At 55.0% G+C, this 12,917-nt stretch carries 18 protein-coding genes; 7 read left to right on the forward strand and 11 right to left on the reverse strand.

Going from position 1 to position 12,917, the window contains the following annotated elements; all coding sequences use genetic code 11:
- Window positions 1–9: 9 nt before the first annotated feature.
- From ACL2XJ_RS03240 to ACL2XJ_RS03270, 7 genes are read right to left on the reverse strand one after another with little or no spacing between them, the layout of a single operon-like run.
- Entirely contained in the window at window positions 10–1,536 is a 1,527-nt protein-coding gene (locus tag ACL2XJ_RS03240; protein ID WP_187514506.1) for a TIGR03752 family integrating conjugative element protein, read from the reverse strand.
- The gene (locus tag ACL2XJ_RS03245) at window positions 1,533–2,426 is read right to left on the reverse strand and encodes a TIGR03749 family integrating conjugative element protein (RefSeq protein WP_321187218.1); all 894 of its coding nucleotides are present in this window, start codon (window positions 2,424–2,426) and stop codon (window positions 1,533–1,535) included. The genes ACL2XJ_RS03240 and ACL2XJ_RS03245 overlap by 4 nt, the downstream gene beginning before the upstream one ends.
- Entirely contained in the window at window positions 2,423–3,082 is a 660-nt protein-coding gene (locus tag ACL2XJ_RS03250) for a PFL_4703 family integrating conjugative element protein (protein ID WP_187514507.1), read from the reverse strand. The genes ACL2XJ_RS03245 and ACL2XJ_RS03250 overlap by 4 nt, the downstream gene beginning before the upstream one ends.
- Window positions 3,079–3,453 carry a TIGR03750 family conjugal transfer protein gene (locus ACL2XJ_RS03255; protein ID WP_187514508.1) on the reverse strand — a complete coding sequence of 125 codons (375 nt, stop codon included), beginning with the start codon at window positions 3,451–3,453 and terminating at the stop codon, window positions 3,079–3,081. Before ACL2XJ_RS03255 ends, ACL2XJ_RS03250 begins: the two co-directional genes overlap by 4 nt.
- A 9-nt stretch (window positions 3,454–3,462) precedes the next feature.
- Entirely contained in the window at window positions 3,463–3,813 is a 351-nt protein-coding gene (locus ACL2XJ_RS03260) for a TIGR03745 family integrating conjugative element membrane protein (RefSeq protein ID WP_061552882.1), read from the reverse strand.
- Window positions 3,814–3,828: 15 nt separating this feature from the next.
- Window positions 3,829–4,074 carry a TIGR03758 family integrating conjugative element protein gene (locus ACL2XJ_RS03265; protein WP_060435735.1) on the reverse strand — a complete coding sequence of 82 codons (246 nt, stop codon included), beginning with the start codon at window positions 4,072–4,074 and terminating at the stop codon, window positions 3,829–3,831.
- Window positions 4,074–4,391: an RAQPRD family integrative conjugative element protein gene (locus ACL2XJ_RS03270; RefSeq protein ID WP_187514509.1), complete on the reverse strand. Its 318-nt coding sequence runs from the start codon at window positions 4,389–4,391 to the stop codon at window positions 4,074–4,076. The genes ACL2XJ_RS03265 and ACL2XJ_RS03270 overlap by 1 nt, the downstream gene beginning before the upstream one ends.
- 566 nt (window positions 4,392–4,957) lie before the next feature.
- Between ACL2XJ_RS03270 and ACL2XJ_RS03275 the strand changes: the two genes are divergently transcribed.
- The 6 genes from ACL2XJ_RS03275 (at window position 4,958) to ACL2XJ_RS03300 (ending at window position 9,965) form a co-directional block, all read left to right on the forward strand.
- Window positions 4,958–5,311, forward strand: coding sequence for a metalloregulator ArsR/SmtB family transcription factor (locus ACL2XJ_RS03275; RefSeq protein WP_187514510.1), 354 nt, complete (start codon window positions 4,958–4,960; stop codon window positions 5,309–5,311).
- 109 nt (window positions 5,312–5,420) lie between these two features.
- Entirely contained in the window at window positions 5,421–5,786 is a 366-nt protein-coding gene (arsD, locus tag ACL2XJ_RS03280) for an arsenite efflux transporter metallochaperone ArsD (RefSeq protein ID WP_187514511.1), read from the forward strand.
- 29 nt (window positions 5,787–5,815) lie between these two features.
- Window positions 5,816–7,573: an arsenical pump-driving ATPase gene (gene arsA, locus ACL2XJ_RS03285; RefSeq protein WP_187514512.1), complete on the forward strand. Its 1,758-nt coding sequence runs from the start codon at window positions 5,816–5,818 to the stop codon at window positions 7,571–7,573.
- A gap of 48 nt (window positions 7,574–7,621) precedes the next feature.
- Window positions 7,622–8,911, forward strand: a complete 1,290-nt coding sequence (locus tag ACL2XJ_RS03290; protein WP_187514513.1) for an arsenic transporter — start codon at window positions 7,622–7,624, stop codon at window positions 8,909–8,911.
- A gap of 64 nt (window positions 8,912–8,975) precedes the next feature.
- Entirely contained in the window at window positions 8,976–9,404 is a 429-nt protein-coding gene (arsC, locus tag ACL2XJ_RS03295) for a glutaredoxin-dependent arsenate reductase (protein WP_187514514.1), read from the forward strand.
- A gap of 63 nt (window positions 9,405–9,467) precedes the next feature.
- Complete coding sequence (locus tag ACL2XJ_RS03300; RefSeq protein WP_187514515.1) at window positions 9,468–9,965, forward strand: arsenate reductase ArsC; 498 nt, start codon at window positions 9,468–9,470, stop codon at window positions 9,963–9,965.
- 65 nt (window positions 9,966–10,030) lie between these two features.
- On the opposite strand, the gene ACL2XJ_RS03305 is transcribed toward ACL2XJ_RS03300, so the two are convergent.
- From ACL2XJ_RS03305 to ACL2XJ_RS03315, 3 genes are all read right to left on the reverse strand, one after another.
- On the reverse strand, window positions 10,031–11,212 hold the full coding sequence (locus ACL2XJ_RS03305; RefSeq protein WP_187514516.1) for an MFS transporter: 1,182 nt from the start codon (window positions 11,210–11,212) through the stop codon (window positions 10,031–10,033).
- 136 nt (window positions 11,213–11,348) lie between these two features.
- Window positions 11,349–12,059 (reverse strand): arsenical resistance protein ArsH, encoded by a 711-nt coding sequence (gene arsH / locus ACL2XJ_RS03310; protein WP_187514553.1) that lies wholly within the window; start codon window positions 12,057–12,059, stop codon window positions 11,349–11,351.
- 35 nt (window positions 12,060–12,094) lie between these two features.
- Window positions 12,095–12,394, reverse strand: a complete 300-nt coding sequence (locus tag ACL2XJ_RS03315; protein WP_187514517.1) for an ArsR/SmtB family transcription factor — start codon at window positions 12,392–12,394, stop codon at window positions 12,095–12,097.
- A 128-nt stretch (window positions 12,395–12,522) separates the two neighbouring features.
- Here ACL2XJ_RS03315 and ACL2XJ_RS03320 point away from each other — a divergent pair, with 128 nt between their 5' ends.
- Complete coding sequence (locus ACL2XJ_RS03320) at window positions 12,523–12,675, forward strand: DUF4113 domain-containing protein (RefSeq protein ID WP_413726843.1); 153 nt, start codon at window positions 12,523–12,525, stop codon at window positions 12,673–12,675.
- 1 nt (window position 12,676) lies between these two features.
- On the opposite strand, the gene ACL2XJ_RS03325 is transcribed toward ACL2XJ_RS03320, so the two are convergent.
- A complete protein-coding gene (locus ACL2XJ_RS03325; protein ID WP_187514519.1) occupies window positions 12,677–12,910 on the reverse strand; it encodes a PerC family transcriptional regulator in 234 nt (77 codons plus the stop codon).
- Between the last annotated feature and the right edge of the window lie 7 nt (window positions 12,911–12,917).

Genomic DNA, 12,917 nt, shown 5'->3' on the forward strand with positions numbered 1-12,917 from the left:
CATCCCCCATTAATCAAGACCGGTACCGGCCTGGCTCAGGCTAAAGCCATAGTTCACCTTTCGGCCCTTCTCTTCATAATCAATGGCAAGCTGTTTGGTGATATGGATCGCCACCTTCATACCCGGCGGCACGTAAATGGCATCAAAGGTTTGGCCATAGCGGGCTTTCACCCAATCCGCCGTATCCCGCATGCCCCCGGACAAGGCCTTACCCAGCACGGCCTGCCCGGCATCCCCCGTCAGCGTAGAGGTCACCCCGCCATATCCGTTGGTCTGCGTGCTGTTCTGGTTCTGAGCCAGGGCATCACCCGCCGCGCTGCTGGCCCCCAGCGCAAAGAGCGTCGGAAGGTAAGTCGAGGCGTTGGATTTACGCTCTCCGGAAAGGCACGGAATACCGTTTTCATCAGACAGCCAGCCAATACTGCTCGCACTCCCGTTGCTTTCGCCCTGGCCTCCCCCCTGACTGTCAGCCTGCCCGGCAGGCCTTGGCAGGGTGCGGACGGTACCGTCTGAAAACACAAACGTAATGCTGGTCACTGAGCCGCGCACGCACGACAGCGTCCAGTCTCCCGTCGCCGTACCGGATACGACAGCCCCCTGCACATCCGGCAGATCGATGCCGTTTGCGGTCAGGTTGTCTTTTCCTATCAGCACCTTGAAGGGGTAAGGGTCAGTCACTTTCCCATCGATGGGAACGCGGCCAAGCAGCGCGGTCATCGCCCGGCTGCCGATTAAGGTAGAGTTCTCAGGCAGGGTATACACCGGGTCTACCGGCCCTTCGGCGGCTTTATTGCCGCTCAGCGTCTGGCCGGTATTCGTTTTGTTGGCCAGCTCCGCTTTCTGACGGGTAATGGCGTTGTCGTCCATAAAAGAGGTGGCAAAGGAGAACCCGCTGGCGGCATTGGTGTTTCCCTCACCCACGGGTTTGCCGCTGGCATCGACGGCAACGCCGTCTTTCGGCTCAATCCACTGGAGGCCGTCGCTGCCAGGCGCGGAGGCGGGAGTGCCGCCACCCTCGAGGCCTAATCCCACAGGGATATCGCTGCCGACCGTGGAGGAATTTCCTGTCACCGTCTCCTGGGTACGGCTGCCTTTTTCCTGTAACTGCTGCATGAGGCCGCCAATTTTCGACGTCAGATCCTGCACCTGGTTCTTCAGTTGGCTCTGCTCCTTGTCAGCCACGGACTGCGCGTTGACCACCGCCTGATTAATGCGCTCATCGACGTTCTGGTTAGTCTGCTTCAGGTTCTTGTTTTCCTCCGCCAGGCTTTTGTTGTCCGCATCGAGCTGATTTTGCCGTTTGGTCACCGTCTTCAGGCTGCCGACCAGCGTTCTCAGGGTATCCTGCGGCGTGTCCCCCTCGATGCCCATGGCCTTCATGTCCTCCGGCGTCAGGTCAGGCACAACCGTTCCGGCCGTGGTCTGCGCTTTCTTCTCGCCACCGCCTGATGAGCAGGATTTGACGCCGATAAACACCGCGCCAAGGATGGCCAGAGGCACCATGAGTTTGACTAAACCATTGGATTTGATTTTCATTGACGGGAGCTCCGGGACTTTTTGGCATGAATGGGCGTCAAGGCGGGCTCGGCCAGGAAAGCCCCTTCAGGACGGCCTTCAACCACCAGATACAATACCGTGGTATCTTCCGGCGTCCCGGCATTTCCTAACCACCGGTGCTGGAACGTCGCCGACACAAATTGCCCGTTCAGTTCACGGGGATCGAGAATGACTTTTGCCGCCGACGTATTGCGTACCTGCAGAGCCACCACGCTGTAACCATTGAGGGTCCAGGCGGCCAGCGGGCTGACCATCACCGGCGCTGAGGGATAAAGGGTCGTGACCCGGGACGGTAATTTCAGGGCGACTGTACTGATGCCCGGCACCGCTTCAACCGTCCGCAGCGGCCCATAAAGGCTTTGCGCGGCATAGCGGGTCAGCACCACAGGTAGCGGCGCATTCAGCTTCGCGGGTTTACGTCGTTCTGTTGTCCCCTCCCCCTGCGTGGTTGCCGGCTGCCCGCTGTTGCCGGCACCGCTGACCTGGGTTTTATCGCTGGCAGAGGCTGACGACACCTCACCGTCATAGACCACCTGAACCGGCTCACGGGTTGCTTTCCCCGCCGCCGCACTGACGTCGAGCAGGATAATTTCGCCGTTTTCCTTGTTCTGCAACTGCAGGCGCGTCAGAGGAAAAGCGTCGGTGGCATCCAGATAGACCGCCCCTCCGCTGCTCTGCACCCGCAGCTTGCCGTTAAGGGAAGGTGGAAAACCCACCCGCACGTTTTTGTCCACGAACACGATCCGCTCCTGCCCCACGTTGAGGGGTATCTGCAGAGGGATCCGCTCCCACTTCATCAGCTCCACGGCATGGGCGGCACCGGCCGTTGCTATCAGTAACCCACCGGCTACCAGGATGTTTAATTTCACTGGAATACCCCCGTTTTCTTCTCCGGTGCCTGGACAGGCATCGCCTCCAGACGCTGCGGCACACCGTCATAGCAGTCCATGGCCAGCCCAAACGGATTACGCTCAGGGTCCCCCTCCCAGCGGATCACCTTTATCGGATAACGCACCATCGCCCGCTTAACCGGTTCGGTGTGGTAATACTCGTCCGCCACCAGATCAAGGCGGGCCACCCATTCATCCTCGGATTTGATCTCCACGCTTTTACTGCTGTAACCGCGCCTGGGGATCTCGTAAACCACACGCACGCGGTCTTTCAGCTCGCCGCTGTTAGTGCGAAATTCGGCATCCTTGTTCAAAAAATCCTGGCAGGCAGGCGTCAGGAAAGGACTCATCTGGGCAATTTTTGCCGGATAGTCCACCTCCCCGTCTTTTGGCCAGGCATTGAGCTGCTGGAAAATGTAAAAGGCAAAGCTGTATACCGTTGACGGCGGCACTTCCCACCATTTTTTGGTACTGCCCGACCGCAGATCGGGCGGATTGTGGATGGTCAGGTTACGGGGTGCCAGCATCCAGCCGGTGCTGGTTGTCAGCAGCGCGACAAACAACATGCCGCACACCAGCCGAAGGGTAAAAATATGATTGTCGCGTGCGCTCACCGCATTGCGAAAACGGCTCATTGAATAACTCCCCGTTTAACCGGGCGCGTACGCCGCAGCGCCCATGCCTGGCTGTGGACGATCAGCCCCCGAAAAAGGCCGGCGCGGGCGCGCAGCTCCTCCAGCCGACGCCACAGATAGTTGTCTGGTTTTCCGCGTTTGTAATTACTGACCCAGCGCCCGCCGATAAATACCACGATGATGGGCATAATCAGCATGCAGGTCGGGATTGCAATCCAGCCGACTGCGGGGATGAAGACCAGAGGAAGAGAGACCGGGATACCGAGTACAAAACCCACCGCGGCCGCCAGAAGAAACTCTCCGGCGGTGAAGCCTCTCCAGACGACGGGCGGGGTATTCAGACGGTCAGGTAAAAACTCGATCACGGCCATACCGCCTCCTCAGATGATGTCGCTGGATTTGGTGACAAGCCAGATAACGACGACCAGCAAGATGACGCCAATAATCACGAAGGTGCCGAATTCCGTCCAGGTCGCCTTACCCTGACGGACGTGATGGAAGCAGCTGATTGCCGCATTAGCGACAACGATAAAGGCCACGGCAGCAATAATCAGACCGCCCAGCGTCAGACCGTCGCGCAAATAGCCTTTGATGGTGGCATAGGTACCGCTCCCGCCTCCTGATGAAGGCTGCTCAATGGGCGGCAGGTCAGCCAGGGCATTACCGATATAAAACAGGGTGCTGCCTGCCAGCAGGGAAAATTTGTTACGGAAAAATGTCATTAATTTCATAGAATTATCCTTACTTCAGTGGAAAAACAGGAAGAGTGTTACGAGCAGCAGAACCACCAGGCGGATAGCCGACTCTGGCAGCTTGCTCATGGGAATGGATTTGTCAGACACGCCGCGATAGGCCGTCACCAGCACCCAGGCAACGAACAGAAACAGTACCGCCCCCAGCAGACCTAAAATCAGCAAATTGAGCGCCGACGGCTCCATGCCGCCGCCGGTGCCGGCACTCCAGCCAGACTGCTGAGCAGAGGTCATAGACATCAGCGATCCTCCTCGCCGCGGTACTGGCCAGTGACTGACATCGGTATCGAAGGTTGAGCGCGGGAAGGTTCCAGATAGCGCGCTATGCCCTGCTTCATCGTGGTGATGTCGCGGGTTGCGCTGAGGTAGTCGAAGTAGAAACGGGCATCCTGACCATTCTGGTTGGCCACGACGCGAGCCCTGTCCAGTCCGGCCTGAACCTGATCAAGCTGACGCATCACCAGGGCCAGTTCGTCTTTTTCGGAAGCCTGCGTCGGGAACGTGCTGAAGCTGCACATAGCCAGCAGCAGTACGCAGAGTCCGGGGGTTGGGCGCATGACGCTCTCCTGTGTGTTTAAGGTTGCGGGGGAAAGACTGACGCAACCGAACAGGGAGAGCAGCAGGAAAGTGTTTATGGCGGGGTGAAAATTAAAAAAAGAAGTGAAGGAATTTAATTTAAGTAACGAAACAAACAAAACCGTGATCAGGATCCCTATGGTGGTCGAGAGTAGGAGCGCTCTCCGTGTAGCCTCAACCTCGGTGATGATGGGTAGCTATAACGCCGCTTTCTCTCCTCTGCATAAAACAAGATTATGCTGTTGCTTTATCGGTGTAAAAAACACAGTGGTTCATGATCGGTTTTTTACTACTGCAGCCAACTGCTTGGACGCTTTCCCTTCATACTCGTGAAAAGATTGGCCGCTCAGTGGATAAAAGAACTATTCCACCATGTTATCTCACACTCTTTTGTATAGATTTTTCATTGTCGCTTCCCGTAATACCGCTCCTTCGGTTCATTATTCTAGTTGTTATAAGCCTGATATTACACATTCGAAATTTCAAATATGTAATTGACATTTTTTGAGCAAGCCCTACCATGGCGCCATCATGCAAAGGAGACCTTATGAAGAGTCTGTCTTCACTTCTGTTGTTTAAAAACCTGTCCGATGAAACACGTCTGTCGATCGTCATGCTGCTCAGAGAAGCCGGGGAACTGTGCGTCTGTGAAATCATCGGTGTGCTTAATGAGTCGCAGCCAAAAATCTCAAGACACCTCGCCATGCTCAGAGAAACCGGGCTCATCATAGATCGCCGGGACGGAAAATGGATTTACTACCGCCTGTCTCCGCATATGCCTGCATGGGCAGCGGCCATAATTGAGCAGGCCTTTTTGAGCGAGCAGGACAAAATCACTGCACAGGTAAAAAGCATTACCCGCAAGCAGAATACCACCGGGGGTAAGGCCGTCTGTCTGTAATCTCAGGCGAAAAATACATTCGATAAACCAGATTTAAACCCCACCACAGCCGATGAGAAGTGCGGCCCACGCTGACCGCACTCATTAAATGACATTTAGAGGAAAGGTCATGAAAACCATTTCAGTTTTTGATCCAGCAATGTGCTGTAACACGGGCGTGTGCGGCAGCGAAGTTGATCAGGCCCTGGTCAACTTTTCCGCGGACTGTGACTGGCTTAAACAGGCAGGTGTCACCGTAAATCGCTTCAATCTTTCCCAGCAACCTATGGCGTTCGCAAATAACACTCAGGTTAAAGCTTTTCTTGAGAATTCCGGGGCTTCATCTTTACCGTTGATTCTGCTCGACAATAACGTTGCACTGGCCGGCCGCTATCCGACGCGTCAGGAGCTGGCTCGATGGTGTGGCCTTGCCCTGGAGGGCGAACAAGCCGCGTCATCAGGTTGCTGCACCGGCGGCAAGACGAACTGCTGCTGAGCTCATTAATTCGGAAGAAGGATACCTCCATGCAATTCATGAATAATCCCCCCACGTTTCTCTTTTTCACCGGCAAAGGCGGAGTCGGGAAAACCTCCCTGTCGTGCGCGACGGCCATTTCGCTAGCGGATCAGGGAAAACGCGTTTTACTGGTCAGCACCGACCCGGCGTCAAACGTGGGGCAGGTCTTTGGTCAAACCATTGGTAACCAACTGACCGACATTCATAGCGTACCGGGCCTCACTGCACTTGAGATTGACCCGCAAGCCGCCGCGCAGCTCTATCGCGCACGCATCGTCGATCCCGTTAAGGGGGTGCTTCCCGACGACGTGGTGCGCAGTATTGAAGAACAGCTCTCCGGTGCCTGTACGACGGAGATTGCCGCCTTTGATGAGTTCACCGGCTTACTGACGGACGACGCCCTGCTGCTGGAGTACGACCATATTATTTTCGATACGGCACCTACCGGGCACACTATCCGGCTGCTGCAACTGCCCGGTGCCTGGAGCAGTTTTATTGCAGAAAATCCGGAGGGGGCTTCCTGTCTCGGTCCCCTTGCCGGGCTGGAAAAACAGCGTGAGCGTTATGCACATGCCCTGTCGGTTCTGGCCGACTCCGCCAAGACTCGTCTGATTCTGGTAGCTCGTCCTCAGGCCTCTGCCCTGCTTGAGGTCGCCCGCACGCATGATGAGCTTCATCAGGTTGGGCTGGAGAATCAGACCCTGGTCATCAACGGCGTGCTGCCTGAAAGCGCAACCACGGGAGATGCGCTGGCCCGGTCTCTCTATCAACGCGAGCAGCGCGTGTTAGTAAGCCTTCCGCCAGCATTAGCGGCCTTACCGCACGAAACCTTAGCGCTTCAGCCGGTCAACATGGTGGGCCCTGACGCGCTGCGTGGCCTTTTCCAGACACAAAAATCCGGGGGCGCAACAGTTTTTCTGCAGGACGAAGCGGTTCCGGATATTCCCTCTCTCGATGCACTGGTTGAGGACATCGCCCGCCAGGATCACGGCCTGATCATGCTGATGGGGAAAGGGGGGGTAGGTAAAACGACGCTTGCCGCCGCCTTGGCGGTCAGGCTTGCTGAAAGAGGGCTGGACGTTCACCTCACCACGTCAGATCCGGCCGCACACCTGGAAAACACGCTACATGGTCAGCTTAAAAACCTGCAGGTCAGCAGGATTGATCCGCAGGCCGAAACCGAGCGCTATCGCGAGACGGTGTTAGCGACAAAAGGCAAGGGCCTGGACGCGCAGGGCAAAGCCCTGCTGCAGGAAGACCTGCGTTCGCCGTGTACCGAAGAAATTGCCGTGTTTCAGGCATTTTCCCGCGTCATACGCGAAGCCGGCAAACGCTTTGTGGTGATGGATACCGCACCGACGGGCCACACGCTGCTGCTGCTGGATGCCACCGGTGCGTATCATCGTGAAGTGGCGAAGCGCATGGGCGAAAACGGCCATTATCTTACGCCGATGATGCAGTTACAGGATGCGGAACGCACTAAAGTGCTGCTGGTGACGCTACCTGAAACGACACCGGTGCTGGAGGCGGCCAATTTGCAGGAGGATCTTCGCCGTGCGGGTATTGAGCCGTGGGCGTGGATCATCAACAACAGCCTTGCCGCAGCACGTACGACGTCCCCGTTGCTCAAAATACGCGCGGCACATGAAGTAGAGCAAATCAGGAAAGTTCAGTCAGGCCTTGCGACACGTCTGGCATTGATCCCGCTACAGGAAGATGAGCCGGTCGGTATTGACCGTCTTAGCATTCTCGCTGGAAAACAATAATAAACGGCATTGCGTGCGGGCATAACAGTTCCGCGCAGGAGAGAAAGTATGTGGTTAGCAGGAGCGATTTTTGTTCTGACGATTGTGTTAGTTATCTGGCAGCCTAAAGGTCTGGGTATCGGCTGGAGCGCCATTATCGGCGCCGCGCTGGCTTTGGTCTCCGGCGTGGTCCACGTTGGCGACATTCCCGTCGTGTGGAACATTGTGTGGAATGCGACAGCCACCTTTATCGCGGTCATCATCATTAGCCTGCTGTTGGATGAGTCAGGCTTCTTCGAGTGGGCAGCGCTGCACGTCGCACGGTGGGGTAATGGTCGCGGGCGTTTGCTGTTTACTTACATTGTCCTACTCGGCGCTTCCGTTGCCGCGCTCTTTGCCAACGACGGGGCCGCGCTCATTCTCACGCCGATAGTGATTGCCATGCTGCTGGCATTGGGCTTCAGCCGCGGCGCGACGCTGGCCTTCGTGATGGCTGCGGGATTCATCGCCGACAGTGCCAGCCTGCCGCTTATCGTGTCAAACCTGGTGAATATTGTCTCGGCCGACTTTTTCAAAATTGGCTTCAACGACTATGCATCCGTCATGGTATCTGTCGACATTGCGTCTATCGTGGCAACGCTGGTCATGTTGCACCTGTTCTTCCGTAAAGACATTCCGGCCACCTACGACGTATCTAAATTGCCGGAGCCGCACAAGGCCATCAAGGATCCTCTGACCTTTAAAACGGGCTGGTTTGTGTTACTGCTGCTATTGGTAGGATTCTTTGGGCTTGAGCCGCTGGGCGTGCCGGTCAGTGCCGTCGCAGCGGTGGGTGCACTTATTCTATTTATTGTGGCAAAGCGCGGTCATGCGATCAACACCGGCAAAGTGCTCCGCGGCGCCCCATGGCAAATCGTCATTTTCTCTCTGGGTATGTACCTGGTGGTATACGGCCTGCGCAACGCTGGCCTGACTGATTATCTGTCAATGATCCTCGACCGCTTTGCTGAGCAAGGTCTGTGGGTGGCGACCCTGGGCACGGGCTTCCTGACCGCCTTTCTCTCCTCCATCATGAACAACATGCCGACGGTACTGATCGGCGCGCTGTCCATTGAAGGCAGCAGCGCGGCGGGTGTGATCAAAGAGGCCATGATTTATGCCAACGTCATCGGCAGTGATTTGGGGCCAAAAATCACCCCGATTGGTAGCCTGGCGACCCTGCTATGGCTCCACGTGTTGTCGCAGAAAGGCATCAAGATCACCTGGGGCTATTACTTCCGGGTCGGGATTGTCATGACCCTCCCGGTACTGTTTGTGACGCTGGCCGCCCTTGCCTTACGCTTATCTTTCGCCCATTAATTCATCCCTGGCTACCCGCCTGCCGTGACGGCACGGCGGGCCTTACTCACAAGAGAGCACCGTTATGACTTCTATCACGATTTATCATAATCCTGCCTGCGGCACCTCGCGCAACACGCTTGAACTCATCCGCAACAGCGGCGTTGAGCCAACCGTTATTCACTATCTTGAAACGCCACCGGGCCGCGATGAGCTGATAAAGCTGATCGGCGACATGGGGATTTCAGTGAGATCACTGCTGAGAAAAAATGTCGAACCTTATGAACAACTGGGCCTGACTGAAGATAAGTTCAGCGATGAGCAACTGGTGGACTACATGCTGCAATATCCCATTCTCATTAACCGCCCTATTGTCGTGACGCCGCTTGGCACCAAGCTGTGTCGCCCGTCGGAGGCCGTTCTGGATATTCTCCCGGACGCGCAGCAGGGTGCCTTCACCAAAGAAGACGGTGAAGCCGTAGTCGACGCCCAGGGAAAGCGGGTTTCTAAATAAACCAGAGTGAAACAGAGAGGCACCCCATCAAAGGGGTGCCTCTCTTCCATAAGGGGTTAAAGAATGGCTATGAAAAAACATCGGGTTCTGTTCGTGTGTTCGGGCAACTCAGCCAGAAGCCTGTTTGCCGAAGCTCTGCTCAATAAGATTGCCGGCGATAAATTTGAGGCGTTCAGCGCAGGGAGCGCTCCGATGGACGCACCTCATCCGCTGACGCTGGAGGTGCTGACCATGCAGGGTATGGATACGTCATCGTTATACAGCAAGGGATTAGAGCATTTTACCGGCAGTGATGCCCCGCACATGGATTTTATCTTTACGCTTTGCGACAAAACCGTCGGAGAAGGCTGTCCGGCTATACCTGGGCAGCCGATAACAGCTCACTGGGGATTTCCTGATCCCACAGCTATTGAAGGCACTGAAGAGGAGAAGATGCGGGGTTTTATCCAGGTTGAGAAACAAATAGCCACACGGCTGCGGCTGTTCGTCAGCCTGCCCGTTGATAAAATTGAACGCATGTCTCTTCAGGTCCAGCTTCGACAATGGGGAAGCGACGATTAATCCTCAACATTGCTTGCGAGACAGTCTGCTGAGACCCACGCCCTGTTCTCCCCGGCTTTCTCACCTCATGCACCCTGCCTGTACCGTTCCCTAAACGAAAGAGCAACACTCAGGACCGTAATTATCAGTGACACAGACAGAGAAAACAACAAGGTGTCATAAATGCCCATGGCGTCCAGCAGGCTGGCATAGATGGCCGGTGCCAGAGCGGAAAGGAAAAAGCTTGGCATCAGCAGTGTACCGAGTTTGTCTGCATACTGATGTTTATCGAACAGAACGAGAGGTAAAGTAGCCCTAACCAGCGTCGACAGGCCGTTGGCTGCACCATAACTTAATACAAAGAGAGCAGCGCTTACGGTAGAGTGGAAACTGAACAGACTGAACACAAAACAGAATGGCAATATTCCCCCCACCAGCATATTCAGCCCAAGCGGCGAGCCTTTTGCGCCCATAAAAACGTCGCTCAGGCGGGCGCTGACCTGACCGACACCCCAGAGTGTGCCAATCAATACCGGTACGCCGAAGCCTGCAAGCATGGCGGGGAGATGCGCGGAAATCCCCGTGGATAAAAAGCTCAGCAAGGCCATCAGAGCGGCGTAAATCCAGCCAGACCACCGGTTATTGTCGTCGACTAACCCACAGGGTGACGGGGCTGGTTGGGTACCGGAAGTCACTGGCGATGACATTTTATCGGGCAGACAACGGAGTAAGAGAAGGCTCATCAGCGCAAACAGCCCATAGCAAACCGTACCTGCACGCCATCCCATCACCGTTAAGAGCCACGCACCTACCGGCCAGAAGGCCACGGAAGCAAGACCGCCCAGCAGCGTTACCTGCGTCATGGATTTTCGTGCCGATGGACCCGCGATATCCACCAGAACGGCGAAGGCAGCGTCATAAAGAGACAATCGCATCCCTGCGCCCATGATAACCCAGGCTGCCCAGTAGCTCAGAGGCCCCTGACTGGCCGCTAACAAAAGACATCCGGTGGCGTTCAGCACGATGCCGCTGACCATCATCTTTTTTCCGCCCAGGTGTTTCAATATTCTGCCGGAAAATGGCGAGGTGAGCCCCATTATGCCCATGGACAACGTCTGCCCGGAATAGGTCATCACCTGCGTCCATCCCAGCTCTCTGCCGATAGCCTGACCAAATGCGCCCAGCAGGTAAAAGGTAATGCCCCAGTTAATCAGCTGGGTTAACCCCACGAATAACGTCACCCTGCCCTTTACAATGACCTGTTCCAACGGGAATGCTCCTTGGGGAAAAGACCGGGAGATTACAGGAGAATTATTACACCTCTACTTACTCATCTGAGGCATTTATCCGGCTATGGCTGCGCGTGCTACACAGCCGCGCCACTGCATGCAGGATGTGACGCTCTCAAATGCTTTTCTGGTTAACTCTGACGGACAATTCGGCGGCACTTTCTTTGCGTTCGCTGTAACGGTCAACCAGGTATTCAGCATTACCACGGGTTAACAACGTAAATTTCAATAGCTCTTCCATCACGTCGACAATGCGGTCGTAATAAGCGGAAGGCTTCATCCTGCCGTTTTCATCGAACTCCAGAAACGCCTTGGCGACGGAGGACTGATTCGGGATGGTGATCATGCGCATCCATCGGCCAAGAATGCGCATCTGATTCAGGGCATTAAACGACTGTGAACCGCCACTGACCTGCATAATGGCAAGGGTTTTCCCCTGAGAAGGACGAACAGCGCCTACCGATAGCGGGATCCAGTCAATCTGGGCCTTCATGATGCCGGTCATCGCACCGTGGCGTTCAGGTGAACACCAGACCATACCTTCTGACCACATCACAAGCTCACGCAGTTCAAGGACTTTTGGGTGCGTATCCGGCGCATCATCGGGAAGCGGGAGCCCGGAAGGATTGAATATTTTCACCTCGGCGCCCATCGCCGTAAGCAGGCGGGCAGCCTCTTCTGTAGCTAACCGGCTGTATGACCGTTCTCGTACTGAACCGTAAAGCATCAAAATTCGCGGGGCATGGCGGCATGCGGTCAGGGAGAGCCTTTCCGTGCTGATATGGGTATCGAAAATTTCAGGCTGAATGTTGATAAGTTCGTTCATCGAATCTGACATATTTCGTTCTCTGTGTAGTGTCTTCAACAGGTTTGGTCCTTCTCGGCGCAGCATTCGTCGATAAAGAAGACTATAATTTCGTTCAGAACCTCATACTGCGGTAAGCAATACAGCGTTCTGCCCTGCCGGTTTTGGCGTACCAGCCCCACCGCAACCAAGGCAGCGACATGATGACTGAGTGTGGAGGCAGGTATGTCCAGGCGTTTTTGCAACTCACCCACGGGCAGGCCCTTATGCCCCGACTTCACAAGCGACTTATACACGGTGAGACGGGTTGGGTGGCCAAGCTCTTTTAGCGCGTTGGCGACGTCATTGAGTTCCATTACAATCTCCATAATTCTATATTTCTAGAATAATAGAAATATAGAATAAATCAATACCCCGGAATTTTAAGTACTGAGTTAGAATGGTTATGTATACTAATCAGTCAAAATGGACAAAAGTTGCTTGCATGCAGGGATCCTTTGAAGAAGAAACACTATTCGTTAGCACAGATATTGGATCTCGCTCACTGGTTGAAACCTTTTGGAAAATGCGCTGTGAGATATTATCGCCAGCTTACACAACTAGTTGGAAGGAACTTCCCTTGGCTGTTATACGGTAAATCAGTATCCCTCATTAAATCGACATTGTTGTTTATATTGTTTACGGTTTTTCCTACGGCGCTGCTCGGGAGATATAACTCCTACCATGCCAAAACAATGATCTCGACGCCTGGCAATAGCTTCTCGAGCACAATCGTCATCAGTCAGGTCAAGCACTTCCAGCCAACGACGAGCTGCACGGTGCCACCATCCTTTATGCTCCAGTGATTCTGCGATGTCGTCTTTTACTCTCATTCCTTTC

Source organism: Sodalis sp. RH16 (assembly GCF_047324245.1).
GTDB classification, from domain to species: domain Bacteria; phylum Pseudomonadota; class Gammaproteobacteria; order Enterobacterales; family Enterobacteriaceae; genus Acerihabitans; species Acerihabitans ligni.